This window comes from Rahnella inusitata (assembly GCF_965118895.1).
Lineage (GTDB): Bacteria > Pseudomonadota > Gammaproteobacteria > Enterobacterales > Enterobacteriaceae > Rahnella > Rahnella inusitata_A.
This window is the reverse complement of sequence record NZ_CBCPJJ010000009.1, coordinates 636,058-658,338: the sequence shown is the minus strand read 5'-3', so window position 1 is coordinate 658,338 and position 22,281 is coordinate 636,058. Positions and strand designations below refer to the sequence as shown.

The window sequence follows — 22,281 nt, the reverse complement described above, 5'->3', positions numbered from 1 at the left end:
GTCAGACGATATTTTTGAAGGCTTTGATGCGCTGCAAATGCGTCGAAATATCTTTGAATTTATGGCTCTGCTTGTCGTCCCATTCAACCGGATAATAATGATGCAGGTTCTCAGCGGTTTTACTGCTGTCGAGTACGCCATCTTCACGGGATAAAATCACCAGGCAGCGGTCACGGTTTTTCTCCCGGAAATCACTGATGCATTTGGTAGCGATATCTTCGTACTCTTCAGGGCGGTCGATTTTTCCCGCCATATTGTCCTGCGGCGACAAATTCGGATTGAACATTACCTGACGAATACCGCACAGGAAACCGATGCGCTCGGCCCAGAAACCGCCGAGGCCAACGCCACAAATCAGCGGATGCGGATCGCTGGTTTCTTGCAGCACTTTATCGACTTCTTTCAGCAAGTGCTGCATGTCGTGGCGCGGATGTAGCGTGCTGTAACTGATAAAGCGCACGTCCGGGTCAATGAACTGTAACTGCAAGACTTTCTCGTGGTTACCGGGACTGGTTGAATCGAAACCATGCAAATAGATAATCATCGTTTACCTCATCCTGAATGTGCGAGACACCCTCATGCGGTTCAAAAACCGTTACCGGGCAGCCTGTTTGTGTTCCTGCCAGCGGGCATCCAGCGCCGTTAAATCACGGTTTGCCTGCTGCCAGCGGGTTGAATTGAGCAGGTCCTGACGGGCCTCTTTTCCCGTGTAGCGTCCGCGATGATACAACTGCGCCACACGCTCTGCTTTGACCGGAGACAGGTTATCCAGCACGCTCACCGCGCCTTCACGATGGTTACACACCAGAATCATGTCGCATCCGGCATCCAGAGAAGCCTGACCGCGCTCGGCGTAACTGCCCATGATCGCCGCGCCCTCCATCGATAAATCGTCTGAGAAAATCACACCGTCAAAGCCCAGCTCTTTGCGAAGAATTTGTTGCAGCCAGTAAGGTGAACCGCTGGCCGGACGCGGGTCGACCTGAGTGTAAATAACGTGCGCAGGCATGACAGCATCGAGTAATTTGCGCTCATTGAGCTGGCGGAATATGGCCATGTCATGCTCGCGGATAACTTCAAGCGGACGATCGTCACGCGGCGTCTCTTTGTGAGAATCCGCACTGACCGCGCCGTGCCCCGGAAAATGCTTGCCGGTAGTTTTCATGCCCGCCGCATGCATGCCGCGAATATAGTGTTCGGCCATCTCCAGCGCTTTTTGCGGTTCAGAGTGGAATGAACGCTCACCGATAGCTGCGCTGATATGGCCGATATCCAGCACCGGCGCGAAGCTGATGTCGATATCCATTGCAATCATTTCAGAGGCCATCAGCCAGCCGCTTTCCTGCGCCAGCCGCCCCGCTTCGTGCGGTTCATTCAGGGCCGCAAAAGACTGTGCGGCAGGCAGACGGGTAAATCCGTCGCGAAAACGCTGCACGCGTCCACCTTCCTGATCGACGGCCAGTACCAGCCTGTCGTGTGACGCTGCACGGATCTGACGGATCAGTTCATGTAACTGCTCCACGTCATGATAGTTACGGGTAAATAAAATTAGCCCGCCGACCAGCGGGTGCTGCAAAATTTCACGTTCTTCGGCATCCAGCTCATAGCCAGCCACATCCAGCATTACAGGTCCCAACAAGATGAGCACTCCTTTCAATCAGTTCAGCATTCAGTTCAGATTTCACTATGGGCGCAGCGGTTGCGCCCATTCACAATATTTCAGCGCGCCGGTTTGCTGCCAGCGAACTTCAAACCACATCAGCATCAGGTAATCGACCCAGGGTAACCAGCAATTCACCTGCTGCTGTAAAAGATGGAAATCACGATAACCTCCCGCATCAACGTAGCGCTGCACCAGTGCATGCTGCTGCGCTGCGTTCCAGCCATTACCGCGAACCATTGCCGCCAGTTCCAGCGCGATATCGCCATCCGCCGCATATTCCCAGTCAATCAGACGCAGGCCGTACGGCGTATTCAGCACGTTGCCTGCGTGAATATCCATATGTACTAAGGATAATCGCAGCGGCGCGGGCTGCCTCAGGCTCATCATCTTTTTATGCAGCCGCAGCCAGCGCGGCGTCAGACGACGGCGGTCAATGTGCTGCCAGTAACGTGCGTACTGCTGATGCAAATCCAGCCGGTAACCTGTCAGCGGCAGATTATGCAACTTCACTAAAGACTGAGTCAGCACATCCTGAGCCGCACCTGCAAAGACATCATCCGCCAGCGGCGCGCCGTCGAGCCAGTCAACTAAGAGCCATGGCGAAGAATAAAGTCTGACACAAGGGCCAAGATTATGCCGAGCAATATGCCGCAAAATCGAATGCTCGCGTCGCCGGTCAGCCCCCGAAACCTGTCGGTCAGGTGAGTGAAAACGCGCCAGCATTTCACCGGAAGACATGCTGATTTTCCAGCTCTCGCCGGTCAGCCCGGCAACCGGCGACAAATGAAAACCGGCGGTTTTCACCGCCGGATAATGTTGCTCAATCAGTTGCGTAAGCTGAGGATTAATTCTGAACGGCACCGCGGCCTGACCAGACAATTTCGCCACTCGGCGCGGTAAGAAGACGCATCGACATCGTCGGCGCTTTCACATCTCCGCTCACCGTGCTGTAAAGAACGTATTGCGCTTTGACAATGTTCGCCAGACCAATGGCTTTGCTGACAGACGCCAGGCTGTCGTCAGGGGATAATCCTAAAGACTGTTTGGCAGACGCCAACTGTTCGGCTGGAACAACCTGGAAAGTGGTGTTGTTGGCCAGTGCGTTACGTAACGTCTCCGTCGCTTTGGCGGTTTGCAGCGAACCGTTGGTGCTGTTTTTCACGCCATCTACCAACAGAACGCTGCCGGACTGCACGCCTTCGGCCTTGAGCATTTTTGTCAGCAGCGGCGAAACGGTCGCCGTCCAGTCAATATTGGTAAATTTCGGCGGCTGAGGAACAGGCTGAACCGGTGGTTGCTCCGGCACTGGCGGATTCACTGGCGGCAGCGGCTCTTGCGGTTGCTGCGGTTGTTCCGGCTGTTGTGGCTGCTGCTGGTTTGGTAACGTACAACCACCGAGGATCAGTGCGGCCATTGCCACAATGAGGAAATACTTTTTCATCAACCTGCTCCGTTTTGGAAATTAGAGATAAAGGTAAAGGCGCACACTGTACGCATCAAGATTGCCGTTCAGCGAGTTGATTTCCACGCTGCTATTGGCAGGCACGATGACCGTGCGCGCCTCGGCGACGGGCAGTAAATCCAGCCCCTGTTTGTCATACCAGAAGAAACGGTAATGCAGCGTCACAGCATGTGACTGGTTGTTATTGAGCGTGCTGGTGGCTTGTTTTTGTCCACCGGATTCACCCACGGTGGGCGAACTGGGAATGATTCCCGCGGTAAGAACAGGCGATTCCATCACAATCCTCTGCTGATTATTGAGCGCAATACCCGGACGGCTGCTGCATCCCATCAACAAAAGCACTGGCAATAATGCCATCAAAAATCGCATATTTTATCCTTACTGGCGCGACAGCAATGGGCCCAGCGCGCGGCCACCGACGAGGTGCATATGAATATGATAAACCTCCTGCCCGCCATCACGGTTGCAGTTAACGATCAGGCGATAGCCGCTTTCGGCGATCCCTTCCTGTTCCGCAATTTTCGCCGCTACCGTCATCATGCGCCCAAGTGCAGCTTCGTGCGTAGCATCCACATCGTTCATGGTTGGGATCAGAACGTTGGGAATAATCAGAATATGGCTGGGTGCCTGAGGAGAAATATCGCGAAACGCGGTGACGAGTTCGTCCTGATAAACCACATCGGCCGGAATTTCGCGGCGTATGATTTTGCTGAAAATTGTCTCTTCGGCCATTTTAACTGTCCTTAACATAGTAAAAAGCGATGTACGCAGTATGGGTTAGAATTTCCATTCCTTTCAACCTGATTACGCTTTTAGCTGGTTAATTGACGCAGAAAACGCCAGCGAGTGCGAAATAGCAAATCGCAGGCATGAAAAAAGGAGGCCGAAGCCTCCTCTCTCAGAACTCATACTGCTCAGCATTAATGGCTGCGCATGTACTCGTCCATATCGGTTTTCAGGTTATCCGACTTGGTGCCGAAAATTGCCTGAACACCAGAGCCTGCCACAACCACACCGGCTGCACCCAGTTTTTTCAGGCCAGCCTGATCAACTTTGGAGATATCAGCCACGCTGACGCGCAGACGGGTGATACAGGCATCCAGGTTAGTGATGTTGTCTTTACCACCGAAAGCCTGAACCAGAGACGCAGACATTTCTGAACCGCCCTGAGTAGTCGTTTCGCTGGCAGAGTCTTCACGACCCGGCGTTTTCAGATCCAGTTTGGCAATCAGGAAACGGAAGATGCTGTAGTAAACCACTGCATATACCGCACCAACCAGAGGGAACAGCCAGATACGGCTGCTGTTGCCACTCAGCACAATGAAGTCAATCAGACCGTGTGAGAAGCTGGTGCCATCACGCATACCCAACAGGATACAAATTGGGAACGCCAGACCTGCCAGAATTGCGTGGATCACGTACAGGATCGGCGCAACGAACATGAAGGAGAATTCGATTGGCTCGGTGATACCGGTCAGGAACGCGGTCAGCGCAGCGGAGATCATGATGCCGCCGACCTTCGCACGGTTCTCAGGTTTCGCTGAATGCCAGATAGCAACTGCAGCAGCTGGCAGACCGTACATTTTGAACAGGAAGCCACCGGACAGTTTACCCGCAGTCGGGTCACCGGCCATATAACGAGGAATGTCGCCGTGGAAGACCTGACCTGCGGAGTTCACGTACTCACCGATTTGCATCTGGAATGGAACGTTCCAGATATGATGCAGACCAAAGGGTACCAGCGCACGCTCAACCACACCGTAGATACCAAATGCCACAACCGGGTTCTGGTAAGCAGCCCATTGGGAGAAGGTTTGGATTGCGCTGCCGATTGGCGGCCAGATGAAGGACAGAACCACACCCAGGATGATAGCGGCCATACCGGAGATGATAGGCACAAAACGTTTACCGGCGAAGAAGCCCAGATATTCTGGCAACTTGATGCGGTAGAAACGGTTGAACATGTATGCCGCAATCGCACCGGAGATAATACCGCCGAGTACGCCGGTATCCGCCAGATGGCTGGATGCGATTTCTTCAGCCGGCAAATGCAGAACCAGAGGGGCCACAACTGCCATGGTTTTCACCATGATGCCGTAGGCCACAACTGCCGCCAGTGCAGAAACACCGTCGTTGTTGGTGAAGCCTAATGCAACGCCGATAGCGAAGATCAGAGGCATGTTAGCGAAGACTGAACCACCGGCTTCGGCCATAACATGGGAAACGATCAGTGGCAGCCAGCTAAAGTTTGCGGAACCGACGCCAAGCAGGATACCTGCGATTGGCAGTACGGAAACGGGCAACATTAGCGATTTACCGACCTTCTGAAGGTTTGCAAACGCGTTCTTAAACATAATTGAGTGTGCTCCTGAGTAATGATGCTTTTTGATACTTCATGCGGTTCGTCTGATAACTGACCGCTTTGTAAAAAGCTCGTTGAGCCTTTTACAGTCGGGTGTCTGAGCACCCCTTTTAATTTTTACGCAGGGTAAAATAATTCCCTTTGTTAATGTTTGATGGCAGTCACGTTTTTCTGAAAAATGCCGAAAAACCGGATTAAAAACCGTCACTTTGCCGCATAAAATCCGAATGAGGCTCTCCTGACAACCGAAAAACGGTGCCAAGATACCTCATTCAGATGATTAATTACGAGGTGAAAAATAAATCCAGCGAATATGACTAAGCTACAGCCTAGATCAAGGAGGAAGTATCGATGTGAAATAATCGTGAAAAGTTTGCGGTGGTGGCTTCTGCGAGCTGTTCAACGCTGACACCTTTGAGTACAGCCATGTAATCGGCCACATCGCGTACATACGCAGGCTGATTCTCTTTCCCACGGTGAGGCACCGGCGCCAGATACGGCGAATCCGTTTCCACCAGCAGGCGATCGAGCGGTACATAACGTGCCACTTCGCGTAAGGCTTCAGCATTTCGGAACGTCACAATGCCGGAGAACGAAATGTAGAAACCGAGATCCAACAGGAATTCCGCCGTCGGCAGATCTTCGGTAAAACAGTGCAGAACGCCACCGCACTCCCCTGCATTTTCCTCTTTGAGGATATCCAGCGTATCCTGACGCGCATCGCGTGTATGCACGATCACCGGTTTATTTAGCGCACGGCCAATGCGGATATGCTCGCGGAAAGAATCCTGTTGCAGCTTCAGCTGATGTGCTTCTTTCTGATAGAAATAATCCAGACCGGTTTCACCCAGCGCCACAACCTTCGGGCTGGCTGCCAGACGGCGCAGTTCGGCAAATTCATAACCATCGTCAATGTTCAGCGGATGAACACCGCAGGAAAATGCCACGTCCGGGCGATCGCCAATCAGTTGCGTCATCGCCTCATAGCCCGGCAACGTGGTCGCCACCGCCAGCATATATTTCACGTCACGCTCGCGCGCCTTTTCCAGCACGTTATCCACGCCTGAATGCAGTTCGTTGTAATCCAGGCTGTCAAGGTGACAGTGGGAATCGACTAAAAACATAGTAGTTAACTCATTACGATTAAAAGTGGGGATCAGCGCATCATGCCTGAGCTGAAGTGGGAAGGAGACACTGCGCCCTGCAACATTTGCTCCCATTCCAACAGCTGTTCGGTGAGCAGAAGTTCGCGGTTCACACCCACGATAGACAGCAACTGCCGACGGCACTGCATCCAGGCTGAGACAGACTGTTGCAGCGAAGCGTTGGACTGCGCACTGGCCAGCAGCGCGATAAGCGGCTGCTGGTCATGATTGAGAATAAACTGCGCTGCGTGTTGCTGCCATTTGATGGCATCAAGCAGCAGCGAGGCCAGCCAGTAGATGCGATCGGCGGCATCGTCATGGTTTAGCTGCGGTAGCAGCGACAACATATCCTGTTGCTGACTCTGGATGTAAAGCTGCTGGCAAAGCGCCACGCGCTGTTTCCAGCGTTCCGGCTGCAACAGTTCTAGCGCAGAAAGCGGTGCGCCGTTGGTCAGGCGTAACGCGGTTTTAACTGAAACGGGCTCGGCGCTCATCTGGCGGTTGATCCACTGCACCGATAATGCTTCTTCAGGCACCGGCAGATGCCAGTAGAAACAGCGACTGCGGATAGTCGCCAGCAAAGACGAGGGTTCCCGGCAACCCAGCAGGAAATAGGTCCCGGCAGGCGGTTCTTCCAGTGTTTTGAGCAAGGCATTGGCGGCAGCTTCCGTCAGCAATTCTGTCTGCGGGATCCACACCACTTTCGCACCACCCTGCTGCGAATAGTTGTACAACGTTTCGATCAGCTGACGCACGGGATCGATGCCCAGTGAGTTTTTACCTTTTTCCGGTTGTAACACATGCCAGTCCGGGTGATTTCCGGCAATCATCAGCTGGCAGCTGTGGCATTTTCCGCAGCTCTTCTCGCCGTCTTTATGCTGACAAAGTAACCAGCGGCTCAGACCATACACCAGCGCTTCATCACCCATGCCCGCAGCAACGTGCATCAGCACGGCGTGATGTCCGCGACCGGCCTGATATTGCCCGATCAGTTGACGATAGGGGGCACTAAGCCACGGATACCAGCTCATAACGTCTGGCCTTGTGCAGAGGCCTGCTGCTCATCGAACCACTTTTTCAATGTCTGTTCGATGGATGCGGTCACCTGCTCAATGGTTTGCGAAGCATCGATAGTTTTGATGCGACTGTCTTCGGCGGCCAGTTCCAGATAACGGGCGCGTGTACGTTCAAAGAACGGCAAAGCTTCCTGCTCGATACGATCCAACTCACCGCGCGCACGGGCGCGTTGCAGACCAATAGCCGGCGGCAAGTCGAGATACAGCGTCAGGTCCGGGCGGAAATCACCGAGCACGGTATCGCGCAGCGAACTCATGAGTTTAGCGTCAATACCGCGACCGCCGCCCTGATAGGCCTGTGAAGAGAGATCGTGACGATCGCCAACCACCCATGCACCTCGCGCCAGCGCAGGCAGGATAACGGTTTCAACCAGTTGAACGCGCGCGGCATACAGCATCAGTACTTCGGCTTTAACGGTCGGTTTTTCACCTTCCACGCCGCGCTTAAATAAATCCCGCAGCTTTTCTGCCAGCGGCGTACCGCCGGGCTCACGGGTGAAAATGATTTCTTCGACGCCATGCTGGCGCAATGCATTCACAACCACTTCATGAGCGGTCGTTTTGCCCGCCCCTTCAAGGCCTTCAATTACAATGAAGTTACTTTTCATTCTTATTCTTCAGAGCCTCTAAATACACGCGAACCGCCTTGTTGTGATTCTCAAGGTTAGTGCTGAAAGTATGCCCGCCTTTGCCGTCAGCAACAAAATAAAGATACGGCGTTTTTGCAGGATGCGCCGCAGCCTCTAGCGAAGCTTCGCTCGGCATCGCTATTGGCGACGGTGGCAGACCGGATATCACGTAGGTATTGTACGGCGTTGGCGTCTCAAGATCTTTCTTGCGGATATTACCGGTGTAACTCTCACCCATGCCATAAATGACCGTCGGATCGGTTTGCAGACGCATACCAATTCTCAACCGGTTAATGAAAACGGAAGCCACTTCTGCTCGTTCGCCTTTCACTGCGGTTTCTTTTTCAATGATAGACGCCATGGTCACCATATCGGCCGGGGTTTTGTACGGCAGAGAATCTGCTCGTCCTTTCCAGATATCGGCAACGGTTTTTTCCATCCGCACGTGAGCACGTTTGAGCAACGATAAATCCGTCATGCCGGCGGTGTAATGATAGGTATCAGGATACAGCCAGCCTTCAGCATTTTTAGTATCGGTCATGCCCAGCGCTGCGGCGATCTCTTCGCCGCTCTTATCTTTCAGTTCGTGTTTGAGAAATTCCGAGTTATCCAGCACTTTCATCCAGTCACTCAGTTTAAAGCCTTCCACGAAGCGGATGCTGAACTGCGCCTCTTTGCCACTTTTCAGCAGCTCAAGCATCTGGCGGATTGTCATACCTTTTTCAAAGCGATATGTGCCCGCTTTGAATTCACTTAATTCTGGTTCAAGACGCAGGAGCCACGGAAACCACGGGTTGGGTTTCATGAGCTTTTTATCGATCAGCAAAGTTTCCAGCACCACACGCCCGGTGCCTGCTGGCAGGGTAAAGAGGGTTTCACTGCTGACGTTAATTGGCCGGTCAGCAAACTGTTTCACTTTGTGATAGGCAAACGCCACCGCCCCGAGCAGGATCAGGACTATCAGGGCGAAGATTTTGGTCTTTTTGTTTGTCATTGTTTGTTCACTTATTAACAGCTATGGCGCAGAAAATCGTACAAATGACGCGAGGAAAAATGGCGCTTATCCACTTGTGTCACCGGTAATAATGGCATTAATGCATTACAAATCAGAACCTCATCAGCATCGCTCAGCGTCCCGGGTGTTTCGCTGACGATATCTATCGTCCATTCAGTACTGGCACCCAGTTCGCGGATTATGTGCTGACGCATAATGCCGTCAACGCCGGACTGCGATAAATCCGGGGTATAAACGCGGGTACCCTTGCGCCAGAATAAATTGGCCGCACAGCATTCCACCAGGCAACCGGAAGTGTCAACCACCAGCGCTTCATTGGCGTCCGTCTGGTCAAGATGCATGCGGATCATGACCTGTTCAAGCCGGTTAAGATGCTTGATACCTGCCAGCAGCGGATTTTTACTCAGTGCTACCGGGCTTGAGCCGAGCGTCACGCCCTGCTTTCGCCACTGATGATAATGCGCAGGATAATCTGACACAGTGACGATGCGCGTTGGCTGTGTACAACCAGCGGCGCTGTAGCCACGCCCGCCCTGCCCGCGAGAGAGGATCGCTTTGACCACGCCTTCCTCACATCCGGCAGCTGCCAGAATCATTTCAGCTTCCAGCGCCTGCCAGTCTGCGTTGTCAATCATGAGGACGCTGGCGGCGCGTTGCATCCGGATGATGTGCTGCGGCAGAAACTGAATATTGCCGTGAATCACCCGCGCGGTGGTAAAACACCCGTCGCCGAATTGCACAGCGCGGTCGCCTGCCAGCAACGTCTTTGTTGCCACACCGTTAATCCACATGGGTATACCCTCCGGGCGCACTATTCTGACAGCAGAGCCTGCGTGAGCAGACACCACGCAACAAGTGGAGCATTCCTACTTTATCGAACCCAAACGCTCAACGGGCATGAACACGCCTTCTGTTGAGCTGTCGTTTGAGACTTCAGTACTTTTATGCAGACAGCAAAAAGGCCCGATTAACGGGCCTTTCATTTCAGCATCACTGACTGACTCAGACTTTACGGAACACCAGAGAACCATTGGTGCCACCAAATCCGAACGAGTTGCACAGTGTATACTCCATCCCCTTGACCTGCCGCGCCTCGTGAGCCACGAAATCAAGATCGCAACCTTCATCTGGATTGTCCAGATTGATGGTCGGTGGAACTGCCTGATCGCGCAAAGAGAGAACGGTAAAGATAGATTCCACTGCACCCGCTGCACCTAGCAGGTGGCCAGTCATCGACTTAGTGGAACTCACCAGAACTTTGTGCGCGTCGGCACCAAATACTGACTTCACAGCCTGAGCTTCGGCTTTATCGCCTGCAGCGGTAGATGTACCGTGTGCGTTAATATAACCAATGGCAGAAGCAGAAATGCCAGCGTCGTTTAATGCATTTTCCATCGCCAGAGCGGCACCAGCACCGTCTTCCGGCGGCGAGGTCATGTGGTACGCGTCACTGCTCATCCCAAAACCGACGATCTCAGCATAAATCTTTGCACCACGTTTGCGGGCGTGTTCGTACTCTTCCAGCACCATGATACCAGCGCCGTCACCAAGAACGAATCCGTCTCTGTCTTTATCCCAAGGACGGCTCGCCGCCTGAGGGTTGTCATTACGCGTTGATAACGCACGGGCCGCGCCAAAACCACCGACACCCAGCGGGGTACTGGCTTTTTCCGCGCCGCCTGCCAGCATCACGTCTGCGTCATTATACGCAATGATACGTGCCGCATGGCCAATGTTGTGTACGCCAGAAGTACAGGCTGTTGCAATAGAAATACTCGGTCCACGTAATCCAAACATAATGCTCAAATGACCGGCAATCATGTTTACGATAGTTGATGGAACGAAGAAAGGACTGATTTTGCGTGGTCCGCCGTTAACCAATGAGGTGTGGTTTTCTTCTATCAGACCAAGCCCGCCGATGCCGGAACCGATCGCCGCACCAATGCGTGTCGCGTTCTCAGCGGTCACTTCAAGCCCTGAGTCTTGCATCGCTTGAATACCGGCAGTAATACCATACTGAATAAAGGCATCCATCTTGCGGGCATCTTTGCGCGGGATGAACTCTTCACAGTTAAAATCTTTTACTAAGCCAGCAAAACGTGTTGCATAGGCGCTAGTATCAAAATGGTCGATCAGGCTAATGCCACTCTGACCGGCAAGGAGAGCGTTCCAAGTGGACTCTACAGTATTGCCGACAGGAGACAGCATGCCCAGTCCAGTCACTACAACTCGACGCTTAGACACGGGTGTCCTCCAGGGAGGGAAAAAAGTAGTAATACCGTGGGATAAAAAAAACTTAGGCGGTCAAATGACCGCCTAACTATCTAAACTTAAAGCATGTACGCTTACTGTTGGCTAGCGTTGATAAAATCAATTGCTGCCTGAACAGTAGTGATTTTTTCAGCTTCTTCGTCAGGGATCTCGGTATCAAACTCTTCTTCCAGAGCCATAACCAGCTCAACGGTGTCGAGAGAATCAGCGCCAAGGTCGTCTACGAAAGATGCAGCATTCACTACTTCTTCCTGTTTAACACCCAGCTGTTCAACGATGATTTTCTTAACGCGTTCTTCGATAGTGCTCATACTCTTAAATTTCCTATCAAAACTCGCTTTCGCGATGGTTTTCGTAGTGTATAAAATGTTGAAAAAGATGCAACTAAATCCAGGCTATTCAAACCACGAATTTGCTCTATTTTGCGGTTTTTACCGCAAAAAACGCAAATAGTTTCGTAATTTTTAAATCATGTACATGCCGCCATTGACATGTAATGTTTCGCCCGTGATATAGCTGGCCTCGTCAGAGGCTAAAAAAGCAACGGCGCTGGCAATTTCTTTGGCATCGCCCAACCGGTTGGCTGGAACTGATGACAAAATGCCTGCGCGTTGATCATCTGTCAACGCCCTTGTCATATCCGTCTCAATAAAGCCGGGAGCCACGACGTTGACAGTAATGCCACGTGAAGCAACTTCACGCGCCAAAGACTTACTAAAACCAATCAAGCCAGCTTTAGCCGCCGCGTAGTTCGCCTGCCCTGCGTTACCCATGGTGCCAACAACGGAACCAATTGTAATAATCCGTCCACACCGTTTCTTCATCATAGCTCGCATGACAGCTTTTGACAGCCGAAACACCGAAGTCAGATTCGTATCCAGGATATCCTGCCACTCATCATCCTTCATACGCATGAGAAGGTTATCACGGGTGATGCCGGCATTATTAACTAAAATGTCAATTTCGCCAAATTCAGCTCGAATCGTCGCCAATACTTGCTCAATAGATGCAGAATCAACCACATTGAGCATGATCCCTTTGCCATTTTCGCCTAAATATTCGCCGATCGCTTCCGCGCCTTTATCGCTGGTCGCGGTGCCGATCACTTTCGCGCCGCCAGCAACCAGTTTTTCTGCGATAGCGCGGCCAATACCACGGCTGGCACCGGTAACCAGTGCAATTTTGCCTTCGAAGCTCATATTATCCTCTTTTATTGCTCAAGCGCCGCTGCCAGACTTGCCGTGTCATTCACTGCGGCAGCTGTCAGGGTGTCAACAATACGTTTAGTCAGACCGGTCAGTACTTTGCCTGGTCCTACTTCTAATAACTGCTCTACACCCTGTGCGGCCATGAATTCGACAGACTCAGTCCAGCGCACCGGGCTGTATAACTGACGAACCAACGCGCTACGGATGGCTTCCGGAGAGGATTCTACTTTAACATCAACGTTGTTTACCACAGAGAACTGCGGTGCACTGAAGGTAATGTTTTCAAGCGCAACGGCCATTTTGTCTGCCGCTGGCTTCATCAAAGCACAGTGGGAAGGCACGCTGACAGGCAGCGGTAGCGCACGTTTTGCACCCGCCGCCTTACAGGCAGCACCGGCGCGCTCAACGGCTTCTTTGTTGCCCGCAATCACCACCTGACCCGGTGAATTGAAGTTCACCGGAGAAACAACCTGACCTTGCGCGGATTCTTCACACGCTTTAGCGATCGCGTCGTTATCCAGACCGATGATGGCATACATAGCACCTGTTCCAGCAGGGACTGCTTCCTGCATCAGTTTGCCACGCAGTTCAACCAGCGAAATAGCCTGTTTGAAATCCAGTACACCGGCACAGACCAGCGCAGAATATTCACCCAGGCTGTGGCCAGCCATCAGAATAGGCTGAGTGCCGTTCTGCTGCTGCCAAACGCGCCAGATAGCCACGGAGGCCGCCAGCAATGCAGGCTGTGTCTGCCAGGTCTTATTCAGTTCTTCAGCGGGCCCTTCTTGCACCAGCTGCCATAAATCGTACCCCAGCACCGAAGAAGCCTCGGTAAATGTTTCTTCAACAATCGGATGCGCAGCGGCTAAATCAGCCAGCATACCGAGCGTCTGAGAACCCTGACCAGGGAAAACAACTGCAATTTTTGTCATTTTATATGATCCTGTTAAATCAAAAACGTACCAGCGCCGAGCCCCAGGTAAAGCCACCGCCAAATGCTTCGAGCAACACTAATTGCCCGCGCTGAATTCTGCCATCACGCACTGCTTCGTCAAATGCCGCAGGCACCGAGGCCGCAGAGGTATTACCATGACGATCCAGCGTGACCACGACTTTTTCCATTCCCATGCCCAGCTTTTTCGCTGTGGCACTGATGATGCGCAGGTTCGCCTGATGCGGAACCAGCCAGTCGAGTTCGGAACGATCGAGATTATTCGCCGTCAGCGTTTCATCAACAATATGTGCCAGTTCAGTCACCGCGACTTTGAAAACTTCGTTACCGGCCATAGTTACATAAGCAGGTTTTTCCGGCTCAGTCTGGCTTGGGTACGGTAACGTCAGCAGATTGCCATAATGGCCGTCTGCGTGCATGTGAGTGGAAATAATGCCCTGCTCTTCAGATGCGCCAAGCAAAACTGCGCCCGCACCGTCGCCAAAGAGAATCACCGTACCGCGATCCTGAGGATCGAGTTTACGGGAAAGCACATCAGAACCGATCACCAGCGCATGTTTTACTGCACCGTTCTTGATGTATTGATCCGCCACGCTCAGCGCATAAGTAAATCCTGCGCAGGCCGCAGCAAGATCGAACGCTGCGCAATCCTTGATACCCAGCATATTCTGCAACTGGCAGGCTGAGCTCGGGAATGCGTGTGAAGATGAGGTTGTTGCAACAATGATTAAACCTACGTCGCTTGCGCTGACGCCGGCCATTTCAAGTGCTTTTTCTGCTGCGTGCAGGCCCATTGTGGCCACAGTCTCATCCGGAGCAGCGATACGACGTTCACGAATACCTGTACGGGTGACAATCCACTCGTCGGAGGTATCCACCATTTTTTCTAAGTCGGCGTTGGACCGGACTTGCACGGGCAAATAGCTCCCCGTACCGAGAATCTTTGTATACATGTACGATCAGTCACTCTTGGGTAATACAGCTTCAAGGCGCGCGGCGATCCGCTGAGGGACCTGCCGCTGCACCGCCTGCACGGCCTGTTCGATAGCAACAGCAAACGCACGCTGATTTGCTCCACCGTGGCTTTTAATAACGATGCCGCGTAATCCTAACAAACATGCGCCATTATACTGGTCGGGGTTGAGATGGCTAAAACGCTTTAGCAATTTCTTCTGTAAAATCCGACCCAACCACTTCAACCACCAGGCCTTCTTGCCACCCTCTCCAGAGGATTTTAACAGTGACAAAAACATCCTTATTACACCTTCCATGGTTTTAAGCGTAACATTTCCGACGAAACCATCACACACCATCACATCGGTCTTGCCAGTCAGAAGGTCATTGCCTTCAAGATAGCCGATATAGTTGATAGACGTGGTTTTTTTTAAAATAGCTGCGGCTTCGCGGATGTTATCCAGCCCTTTGCTTTCTTCTTCGCCGATGTTCAGCAAGGCGACGCGGGGATTACTGATACCCACAACTTCCTCCGCCATCACTGCACCCATCACGGCAAACTGAACCAGCATCGTGCTGTCACACTCAACGTTCGCCCCCAGATCGAGCACCACCGTTTTACTTCGCTGCTGATTGGGCAATACGCTCATCAGCGCCGGGCGCTCAATACCATCCAGAGGTTTTACAACCAGTTTAGCTAATCCCATCAACGCGCCGGTATTTCCCGCGCTGACACATGCCTGTGCATCACCACTTTTGATCAGTTCCAACGCCACACGCATTGAGCTTCCTTTACTGGCACGTATAGCTTGTGACGCTCTCATGTCGCTGGCTATAACGGATTCAGCAGGAATTATCCGAATTCGTTCTGATAAAGAAGGATCGGCTTTGGCTAAGAAAGGTGTGATTTCGTCGGGAATGCCGACCAGAAGAAGGTCTAATTCAGAATTAGAGATAAGTGCCTGCAATGAAGCAGGCACTGTGACGGATGGACCGAAATCCCCGCCCATTACATCTAACGCGAGGGTTAGACGAGTCAAGGTATCGCCTTGCTAGCACTTATCACTTGAATAAGTAGCTGGCAAATATCAGCCGATAACCTTGCGACCGCGGTAGAAACCGTCGGCAGTGATGTGGTGACGCAGGTGAGTTTCACCAGAAGTCTTGTCCACAGACAGAGTGGAAGTGGTCAGAGCATCGTGTGAACGACGCATGCCACGTTTAGAACGGGTTGGTTTATTCTGTTGTACGGCCATGGACCTTACTCCTTAAGTACTTTTCTTTAAACTCGCTAATACGGCAAATGGATTAGGTTTCTCCACCTCTGCAGGCAGTTTACCGAATACCATGTCCGCGTCGGACACTTCACAGTGTTCAGATTCATGTACCGGAACGACAGGCAGTGAAAGAATGATTTCATCTTCAATCATCGCCAGCAGATCAACTTCGCCAAACTCATCGACTTCGATCGGCTCGTACGCTTCCGGTAATGCTTCAGCCTGTTCATCATTGCGAACAGGACTAAAACAATATGTTGCGTGAACCTGGTGCTCAAACGTCTTACCGCATCTCTGGCATTCCAGAGTCACAGTAACATCAGACTGACCATTAATAACGGCCAGACGCAGATTGTCGATATCAAACGACAAAGAAGTTTGGACATCAGAATCAACGCTCACCACTGATGCCGCTAATCGTGTCACCTGACCAGGCGAATAGATACCGGAGTAATCTAAACGCTTTTGGGCTGTACGAATCGCATCAACGGCTAAGGGTAATTTTACTTTTTGCATAGGGCGCGCATATTAACTTTGTAACGACATAGAGTCAAAGAAAAAGGCCTCAAAACCGCACCTTTCACCAATATTCGCTTCCACAGCGGCCAACAGTTTAAAATGTACGATTGAATAACGCTACGCTTTGTGAAAAAAATTATGACAACACTTCCTGCAAAACTGCTTTTGGCCTCTACGTCAGTCTACAGAAAGGCACTGCTTGATAAGACCGGCCTCAGCTTTACCTGTGCTGCGCCCGATATTGATGAAACGCCGCTGGAAGCTGAAAAACCAGAGGTTCTGGTGCAGCGACTGGCACAATCTAAAGCTCGCGCACTGAGCAACTCGTACCCCGAATATCTGATTATCGGGTCTGATCAGGTCTGTGTCATCGACGGCCATATCACCGGTAAACCCTATACATTCGAAAATGCTTTTCGTCAGCTGCGCGCTGCCAGTGGTCGAACCGTAACCTTTTATACCGGCCTCAGCCTGCTCGATGCGCGAACTTCACAAGCGCAGACATTGTGCGAAACCTTTGATGTCACGTTCAGGGCATTAAACGATGAGGAAATTTCCGGCTATCTGCACCGTGAGAAACCCTACGACTGCGCGGGCAGTTTTAAATGTGAAGGGTTAGGGATCACATTATTTGAGAGCCTGACCGGGCGTGACCCAAACACATTGATTGGTTTACCGCTGATTGCCCTTTTGGGCCTGCTGCGCGGGCACAGTATTAATCCGCTTCTTTAGTCAGAGGCACAAAAAAGGGCGCAATGCGCGCGCCCTTTTTACTCTAAATATTGCTCTAAGCATTCACTTATCGAGACGAGTTTTTTCCACGCAATACCTTGAGGCAGTTACGCAGTTTGGCGTCCATCGGGGCCTCAATGCGCATCGTCTCGCCGGTATTTGGATGCTCAAAACGCAGCGCTGCCGCGTGCAGGAACAGACGGTTCAGGCCGGTTCCAGATAATTTGGCATCGAATTCGCGCTCACCGTAGCGATCGTCGAATGCGATAGGATGACCCGCGTGTAGCGCATGAACGCGGATTTGGTGCGTTCTGCCGGTCACCGGACTGGCTTTCACCAGCGTTGCAAACTCGTAGCGCTCTTCTATTTTGAATCGCGTTTCAGAAGGCTTACCTTCGGCATTCACACGGACAATCCGCTCGCCGCTTTGCAAAATATTTTTCAGCAAAGGTGCCTGCACGACTTTGCAATGGGAAGGCCATTCGCCCTGAACCAGTGCCAGATAGTCTTTCTGCATACTCTTTATACGTAGCTGTTCGTGTAATGAACGCAGCGCAGAGCGCTTCTTGGCGACCAGCAGAACACCGGAAGTATCCCTATCCAGGCGGTGAACCAGCTCAAGGAAACGGGCTTCCGGGCGCAATGCCCGTAATCCTTCGATAACCCCAAAGCTCAGCCCGCTGCCACCGTGAACCGCAGTACCGGAAGGCTTGTTGAGGATCAGCAGATGATCGTCTTCATAAAGGATGCAATCCGTGAGTGCCGCAACTTTATCAAGTTTGGCCGAAACAGGTGCTTCATCTTTTTCCGCGATTCTTACCGGCGGAACACGAACGACATCACCGTCTAGTAATTTGTATTCTGGTTTAATACGTTTTTTATTAACCCTGACTTCACCCTTACGCACGATGCGATAAATCATGCTTTTCGGCACGCCTTTCAGGATTTTAAGTAAGAAGTTGTCAATACGCTGACCGGCTTCATCTTCAGAAATGGGGATTAATTGTACAGCTGGATTCTCAGTTTTCATGGCTCGGGATTCTAAATATCAGGCACGATTCGCGCCACAGATTTTTATGTGCTTAACTCATAGCTTACCAGCAACTACCGTGGAAAACCTGCAAGAAAACCAGATAAAAAGCACGAGCAATGTGCATTACCTCGCAGATGAATAAGATTCTTGGTCATAACGGGAAAAGTCACCTTGCTATCACAGTGCCTGCAATGGAATAATGAAGTCACTTTCCGCGTTGTTTCTCTTAAGTTAGGGAAAACGCAGGAATTATAGATTTGCCTGATCGCACAAAAACGCAGCAATGGCGTAAGACGTAATGTGAAATCAAGCAATTAGCGGGCTGCGGGTTGCAGCTTGGCCGGCAAACGGAATGAGATCTGTAAACTAAAATTCAGAAGCTATTCCCCTAATAAAAGTGCTGCTTTCACAACGCTGGTGTCTTTAATACAGCAAAAGCAGACTTACCGAAATAATGCGCCCCTATGCAAGCGACAGCCGTGAGGTTGACGATTTGCGAGAAGACTCGGGGCCAACGGTTTATCCGGCCATGACGTCATTTTGCCCGCAGCTCTGTCAATAATGGAAAAATAACGAGTAAGTTAAGATGAAAAGAATGTTGATTAACGCAACTCAGCAAGAAGAGTTGCGCGTTGCCCTTGTAGATGGACAGCGTCTGTATGATTTGGATATTGAAAGTCCGGGCCATGAGCAGAAAAAAGCGAATATTTACAAAGGTAAAATCACCCGCATTGAACCTAGTCTGGAAGCGGCATTCGTAGATTACGGCGCAGAACGACACGGTTTCCTTCCTCTGAAAGAAATTTCCCGCGAATATTTCCCTAGCAATTATTCCTCACATGGCCGCCCGAACATCAAAGATGTTTTACGCGAAGGTCAGGAAGTGATCGTTCAGGTTGATAAAGAAGAACGCGGAAATAAAGGTGCAGCGCTGACGACGTTTATCAGCCTGGCCGGTAGCTATCTAGTACTGATGCCAAACAATCCACGCGCTGGGGGTATTTCCCGCCGGATTGAAGGTGATGACCGCACTGAATTAAAAGAAGCGTTGTCTTCTCTGCAGCTGCCTGATGGCATGGGCCTTATTGTGCGTACTGCCGGAGTCGGTAAATCCGCAGAAGCCCTGCAGTGGGACCTGACCTTCCGCCTTAAGCATTGGGATGCCATCAAGAAAGCCGCTGAAGGCCGCCCGGCCCCCTTCCTGATTCATCAGGAAAGTAACGTTATCGTTCGTGCGTTTCGTGATTACCTGCGCCCGGACATCGGTGAAATCCTCATCGATAACCCAAAAGTTCTCGAACTGGCGAAAGAGCACATTGCCGCGCTGGGCCGCCCGGACTTCAGCAGCAAAATTAAGCCGTACGTTGGCGAAATTCCGCTGTTTAGCCATTATCAGATTGAATCCCAGATTGAATCTGCATTCCAGCGTGAAGTGCGTCTGCCTTCCGGCGGCTCGATTGTTATCGACAGTACCGAAGCCCTGACCGCTATCGACATCAACTCCGCGCGTGCAACACGCGGTGGCGATATCGAAGAAACCGCTTTTAACACCAACCTTGAAGCCGCAGACGAAATTGCCCGTCAGTTACGCCTGCGTGACCTGGGTGGCCTGATTGTCATCGACTTCATCGACATGACGCCAGTGCGTCACCAGCGCGAAGTGGAAAATCGTCTGCGTGATGCTGTCCGTCAGGACCGTGCACGTATTCAAATCGGTCGCATCTCCCGCTTTGGTCTGCTTGAAATGTCCCGTCAACGCCTCAGCCCGTCACTGGGTGAATCAACGCATCATATCTGCCCACGCTGTGCCGGTACCGGTACTGTGCGCGATAACGAATCGCTTTCCCTGTCGATTCTGCGTCTGATTGAAGAAGAAGCGCTGAAAGAAAATACCAAAGAAGTGCATGCAATCGTGCCTGTGCCCATTGCTTCTTATCTGCTGAATGAAAAGCGTGAATCGGTGAATGCCATCGAAAAACGTCAGGGTGGCGTCCGCGCGGTGATCGTGCCAAACGATCAGATGCAAACTCCGCACTATCACGTTCTGCGTGTACGTAAAGGTGAAGAAATTTCTGCACTGAGCTACCTGCTTCCGCAGATTCACGAAGCCGAAATGCTGCAACCTTCTGAGGAAGTGCCGTCTGAGCGCCGTCGTCCTGAGCAACCGGCCCTCGCCGCGTTTGCCCTGCAAGGCGAAGCGCCGCCGTCAAGCTTCGAGCAACCTTCAGCGCCTGAAGAGCCGGTCCAGACACGCACCACAACAGTCAATGCACCTGCTGCGCCTGTTGCTGAGAAATCAGGGTTTGTCAGCCGTCTGTTGAGTGGTCTGAAAAGCTTGTTCGCACCGGAACCTCAGCAGGAAGTCAAACCTGTTGAAGCGCCTAAAGCTGAACCAGAAACTACTGAAGCCGCTGAAACCCGTCGCAACAACGATCGCCGCAATCAGCGTCGTCAGGGCGGACGTCGTGAACGCAATGGCGAACGTGGTGAGCGCACTGACCGTGGTAATCGTGGCGAAGGCCGTGATAACAATCGTGATAGCCGTGGCGAAAGCCGCGACACTCGCGAAAACAACCGCGAACCGCGTGAAGACCAGCGTCGTAACCGTCGTAATCCGGAACCGGTTGTCGCTGAAACGCGCACCGAAGAAGTTGAAACTGTTGCCCGTGATGAGCAGCAACAACAACCTCGCCGTGAGCGCTCCCGTCGCCGTTCTGATGATAAACGCAGAACACAGCCGGAAGAGAAGGTTCAGGATGTTGTGGTTCAGGAAATTGCCGAGCCGGTTGTCTCCGCCCCGGTTGTTCAAGACGATGCAGAGCAGGAAGATCGCCAGCCAGCTCAACGCCGTCAGCGTCGCCAGTTAACGCAAAAAGTTCGCTTCGAATCAGAAGAAGTGGATCACGAAGCGGAAGCTGCTGCGCAATTGCTGATTACCGGTAGTCGCCCTGCTGAACCTGCATTTACTTCACATGAAGAAGCAGGTGCTGAAACCAATTACTCAGCAGATAACGATGACAACCAGAATGACAACGCCCGTGAAAACGGTATGCCACGTCGTTCACGTCGTTCGCCGCGTCATCTGCGCGTCAGCGGCCAACGTCGTCGTCGCTACCGCGATGAGCGTTACCCAACCCAATCTCCAATGCCAATGGCTGGTGCTTTCGTTTCTCCTGAAATGGCATCCGGTAAAGTCTGGATCACCTACCCGGTTGCTCAGGCTTATGAACAGCATGTGAATGAAACCGAAGCGCCAGAAGTACTTGCTCAGCAGGTTGAAATCGCCCAGGAAAATACTCCTGTGCTGAATGAAACGACTGAAGCTTCACCTCAGCCCGTTGTGGTAACTCCGGTTACTGAACCAGCGAAAGTTGAGCCAGAAGCGGTGGTGGCAGCAGTTGCGCCAGAAGAAGCGGTAGCTGAAGTTGCCGAACAGCCTGTTGCCGATGAGCCTGTTCTGGTTGAACCAGAAACAGCTGAACCGGTAGAGGAAACCCTAGTGGTTGCTGTTGCACCTGAAGCGCAAGAGCCAATTGTTGTGGAACCTGTCGCTGTTATGGCTGAAACAGAAATTCAGATTCAGGCACCGGTAGCGGCTCCAGAGCCTGAAGTGAAGGCTGAACCTGTTGCACCAGTAAAACCGGTTGTGGAAACTGCCTCGGTTGCGGAAATGACAACAAGCACTGAAGTGGCAGCACCGCGCTTCAAACTTCACGCTACAGCACCGATGACCAAAGCACCGGCGCCCGCTTACGTGCAAGAGCCGACTCGTCATAGCGACTGGGTTCGACCTGAGTTTGCCTTTGATGGTAAAGGTTCTGCAGGTGGTCATGCCGCAGTCAGCACGGCTACCGCACCGGCAACAAAACCTGAAATGCCATCAGAGTAATACTCTGACAGACTGGTAACAGGTATAAAAAACCCGCTTCGGCGGGTTTTTTTATTGCCTGAAACCTCTGGCGCATAAGCCCATTAAGGGCTGC

The 22,281-nt window shown here is 52.0% G+C and carries 23 protein-coding genes; 2 read left to right on the top strand and 21 right to left on the bottom strand.

Annotation, left to right across the window (positions count from 1 at the left end):
• Window position 1 precedes the first annotated feature (1 nt).
• The 20 genes from ycfP to yceD all read right to left on the bottom strand — a co-directional run bounded on the left by ycfP (window position 2) and on the right by yceD (window position 16,530).
• A complete protein-coding gene (gene ycfP, locus ACMHLI_RS11040) occupies window positions 2-544 on the bottom strand; it encodes an alpha/beta hydrolase YcfP (protein WP_413529486.1) in 543 nt (180 codons plus the stop codon).
• A 51-nt stretch (window positions 545-595) separates the two neighbouring features.
• Entirely contained in the window at window positions 596-1,636 is a 1,041-nt protein-coding gene (nagZ, locus tag ACMHLI_RS11035) for a beta-N-acetylhexosaminidase (protein ID WP_413529543.1), read from the bottom strand.
• Between the two features lie 48 nt (window positions 1,637-1,684).
• Window positions 1,685-2,524, bottom strand: a complete 840-nt coding sequence (locus ACMHLI_RS11030; protein WP_413529485.1) for a phosphotransferase — start codon at window positions 2,522-2,524, stop codon at window positions 1,685-1,687.
• Window positions 2,508-3,104, bottom strand: a complete 597-nt coding sequence (gene lpoB / locus ACMHLI_RS11025; RefSeq protein WP_413529484.1) for a penicillin-binding protein activator LpoB — start codon at window positions 3,102-3,104, stop codon at window positions 2,508-2,510. The genes ACMHLI_RS11030 and lpoB overlap by 17 nt, the downstream gene beginning before the upstream one ends.
• 21 nt (window positions 3,105-3,125) lie before the next feature.
• Window positions 3,126-3,494: a YcfL family protein gene (locus ACMHLI_RS11020; protein WP_413529483.1), complete on the bottom strand. Its 369-nt coding sequence runs from the start codon at window positions 3,492-3,494 to the stop codon at window positions 3,126-3,128.
• 9 nt (window positions 3,495-3,503) lie between these two features.
• The gene (gene hinT, locus ACMHLI_RS11015) at window positions 3,504-3,857 is read right to left on the bottom strand and encodes a purine nucleoside phosphoramidase (protein ID WP_056778776.1); all 354 of its coding nucleotides are present in this window, start codon (window positions 3,855-3,857) and stop codon (window positions 3,504-3,506) included.
• 188 nt (window positions 3,858-4,045) lie between these two features.
• Window positions 4,046-5,479: a PTS glucose transporter subunit IIBC gene (gene ptsG / locus ACMHLI_RS11010; protein ID WP_413529482.1), complete on the bottom strand. Its 1,434-nt coding sequence runs from the start codon at window positions 5,477-5,479 to the stop codon at window positions 4,046-4,048.
• Window positions 5,480-5,816: 337 nt separating this feature from the next.
• Complete coding sequence (locus ACMHLI_RS11005; RefSeq protein ID WP_413529481.1) at window positions 5,817-6,611, bottom strand: metal-dependent hydrolase; 795 nt, start codon at window positions 6,609-6,611, stop codon at window positions 5,817-5,819.
• Between the two features lie 32 nt (window positions 6,612-6,643).
• Window positions 6,644-7,663 carry a DNA polymerase III subunit delta' gene (gene holB, locus ACMHLI_RS11000; RefSeq protein WP_413529480.1) on the bottom strand — a complete coding sequence of 340 codons (1,020 nt, stop codon included), beginning with the start codon at window positions 7,661-7,663 and terminating at the stop codon, window positions 6,644-6,646.
• Entirely contained in the window at window positions 7,660-8,316 is a 657-nt protein-coding gene (gene tmk / locus ACMHLI_RS10995; protein ID WP_413529479.1) for a dTMP kinase, read from the bottom strand. Before tmk ends, holB begins: the two co-directional genes overlap by 4 nt.
• Window positions 8,306-9,331, bottom strand: a complete 1,026-nt coding sequence (gene mltG / locus ACMHLI_RS10990; RefSeq protein ID WP_413529478.1) for an endolytic transglycosylase MltG — start codon at window positions 9,329-9,331, stop codon at window positions 8,306-8,308. The genes tmk and mltG overlap by 11 nt, the downstream gene beginning before the upstream one ends.
• 14 nt (window positions 9,332-9,345) lie before the next feature.
• Complete coding sequence (pabC, locus tag ACMHLI_RS10985; protein WP_413529477.1) at window positions 9,346-10,143, bottom strand: aminodeoxychorismate lyase; 798 nt, start codon at window positions 10,141-10,143, stop codon at window positions 9,346-9,348.
• A gap of 211 nt (window positions 10,144-10,354) precedes the next feature.
• Window positions 10,355-11,596: a beta-ketoacyl-ACP synthase II gene (fabF, locus tag ACMHLI_RS10980; protein WP_413529476.1), complete on the bottom strand. Its 1,242-nt coding sequence runs from the start codon at window positions 11,594-11,596 to the stop codon at window positions 10,355-10,357.
• A 101-nt stretch (window positions 11,597-11,697) separates the two neighbouring features.
• Entirely contained in the window at window positions 11,698-11,934 is a 237-nt protein-coding gene (gene acpP, locus ACMHLI_RS10975) for an acyl carrier protein (RefSeq protein WP_015690190.1), read from the bottom strand.
• A 153-nt stretch (window positions 11,935-12,087) separates the two neighbouring features.
• Window positions 12,088-12,822: a 3-oxoacyl-ACP reductase FabG gene (fabG, locus tag ACMHLI_RS10970; RefSeq protein WP_413529475.1), complete on the bottom strand. Its 735-nt coding sequence runs from the start codon at window positions 12,820-12,822 to the stop codon at window positions 12,088-12,090.
• Between the two features lie 11 nt (window positions 12,823-12,833).
• The gene (gene fabD / locus ACMHLI_RS10965; protein ID WP_413529474.1) at window positions 12,834-13,763 is read right to left on the bottom strand and encodes an ACP S-malonyltransferase; all 930 of its coding nucleotides are present in this window, start codon (window positions 13,761-13,763) and stop codon (window positions 12,834-12,836) included.
• A 19-nt stretch (window positions 13,764-13,782) separates the two neighbouring features.
• Window positions 13,783-14,736: a beta-ketoacyl-ACP synthase III gene (locus ACMHLI_RS10960; protein ID WP_112167305.1), complete on the bottom strand. Its 954-nt coding sequence runs from the start codon at window positions 14,734-14,736 to the stop codon at window positions 13,783-13,785.
• 6 nt (window positions 14,737-14,742) lie between these two features.
• Window positions 14,743-15,777 carry a phosphate acyltransferase PlsX gene (gene plsX, locus ACMHLI_RS10955; RefSeq protein WP_413529473.1) on the bottom strand — a complete coding sequence of 345 codons (1,035 nt, stop codon included), beginning with the start codon at window positions 15,775-15,777 and terminating at the stop codon, window positions 14,743-14,745.
• A gap of 48 nt (window positions 15,778-15,825) precedes the next feature.
• Entirely contained in the window at window positions 15,826-15,993 is a 168-nt protein-coding gene (gene rpmF, locus ACMHLI_RS10950; protein ID WP_013576249.1) for a 50S ribosomal protein L32, read from the bottom strand.
• A gap of 12 nt (window positions 15,994-16,005) precedes the next feature.
• Complete coding sequence (yceD, locus tag ACMHLI_RS10945; protein ID WP_413529472.1) at window positions 16,006-16,530, bottom strand: 23S rRNA accumulation protein YceD; 525 nt, start codon at window positions 16,528-16,530, stop codon at window positions 16,006-16,008.
• Between the two features lie 141 nt (window positions 16,531-16,671).
• Here yceD and ACMHLI_RS10940 point away from each other — a divergent pair, with 141 nt between their 5' ends.
• On the top strand, window positions 16,672-17,265 hold the full coding sequence (locus tag ACMHLI_RS10940) for a Maf family protein (protein ID WP_413529471.1): 594 nt from the start codon (window positions 16,672-16,674) through the stop codon (window positions 17,263-17,265).
• A gap of 67 nt (window positions 17,266-17,332) precedes the next feature.
• Here the strand turns inward: ACMHLI_RS10940 and rluC are convergent, their stop codons facing one another.
• Entirely contained in the window at window positions 17,333-18,295 is a 963-nt protein-coding gene (gene rluC / locus ACMHLI_RS10935) for a 23S rRNA pseudouridine(955/2504/2580) synthase RluC (RefSeq protein WP_413529470.1), read from the bottom strand.
• A gap of 589 nt (window positions 18,296-18,884) precedes the next feature.
• Here rluC and rne point away from each other — a divergent pair.
• Window positions 18,885-22,187: a ribonuclease E gene (rne, locus tag ACMHLI_RS10930; protein WP_413529469.1), complete on the top strand. Its 3,303-nt coding sequence runs from the start codon at window positions 18,885-18,887 to the stop codon at window positions 22,185-22,187.
• Window positions 22,188-22,281 lie beyond the last annotated feature (94 nt).

Bases quoted from the DNA above. Each gene is read 5' to 3' on its own strand.
- ptsG (WP_413529482.1), bottom strand. From the start codon at position 5,479: ATGTTTAAGAACGCGTTTGCAAACCTTCAGAAGGTCGGTAAATCGCTA.
- ACMHLI_RS11020 (WP_413529483.1), bottom strand. From the start codon at position 3,494: ATGCGATTTTTGATGGCATTATTGCCAGTGCTTTTGTTGATGGGATGC.
- mltG (WP_413529478.1), bottom strand. From the start codon at position 9,331: ATGACAAACAAAAAGACCAAAATCTTCGCCCTGATAGTCCTGATCCTG.
- rpmF (WP_013576249.1), bottom strand. From the start codon at position 15,993: ATGGCCGTACAACAGAATAAACCAACCCGTTCTAAACGTGGCATGCGT.
- fabD (WP_413529474.1), bottom strand. From the start codon at position 13,763: ATGACAAAAATTGCAGTTGTTTTCCCTGGTCAGGGTTCTCAGACGCTC.
- lpoB (WP_413529484.1), bottom strand. From the start codon at position 3,104: ATGAAAAAGTATTTCCTCATTGTGGCAATGGCCGCACTGATCCTCGGT.
- fabG (WP_413529475.1), bottom strand. From the start codon at position 12,822: ATGAGCTTCGAAGGCAAAATTGCACTGGTTACCGGTGCCAGCCGTGGT.
- tmk (WP_413529479.1), bottom strand. From the start codon at position 8,316: ATGAAAAGTAACTTCATTGTAATTGAAGGCCTTGAAGGGGCGGGCAAA.
- hinT (WP_056778776.1), bottom strand. From the start codon at position 3,857: ATGGCCGAAGAGACAATTTTCAGCAAAATCATACGCCGCGAAATTCCG.
- ACMHLI_RS10940 (WP_413529471.1), top strand. From the start codon at position 16,672: ATGACAACACTTCCTGCAAAACTGCTTTTGGCCTCTACGTCAGTCTAC.
- rne (WP_413529469.1), top strand. From the start codon at position 18,885: ATGAAAAGAATGTTGATTAACGCAACTCAGCAAGAAGAGTTGCGCGTT.
- holB (WP_413529480.1), bottom strand. From the start codon at position 7,663: ATGAGCTGGTATCCGTGGCTTAGTGCCCCCTATCGTCAACTGATCGGG.
- ACMHLI_RS10960 (WP_112167305.1), bottom strand. From the start codon at position 14,736: ATGTATACAAAGATTCTCGGTACGGGGAGCTATTTGCCCGTGCAAGTC.
- acpP (WP_015690190.1), bottom strand. From the start codon at position 11,934: ATGAGCACTATCGAAGAACGCGTTAAGAAAATCATCGTTGAACAGCTG.
- yceD (WP_413529472.1), bottom strand. From the start codon at position 16,530: ATGCAAAAAGTAAAATTACCCTTAGCCGTTGATGCGATTCGTACAGCC.
- rluC (WP_413529470.1), bottom strand. From the start codon at position 18,295: ATGAAAACTGAGAATCCAGCTGTACAATTAATCCCCATTTCTGAAGAT.
- ACMHLI_RS11005 (WP_413529481.1), bottom strand. From the start codon at position 6,611: ATGTTTTTAGTCGATTCCCACTGTCACCTTGACAGCCTGGATTACAAC.
- ycfP (WP_413529486.1), bottom strand. From the start codon at position 544: ATGATTATCTATTTGCATGGTTTCGATTCAACCAGTCCCGGTAACCAC.
- pabC (WP_413529477.1), bottom strand. From the start codon at position 10,143: ATGTGGATTAACGGTGTGGCAACAAAGACGTTGCTGGCAGGCGACCGC.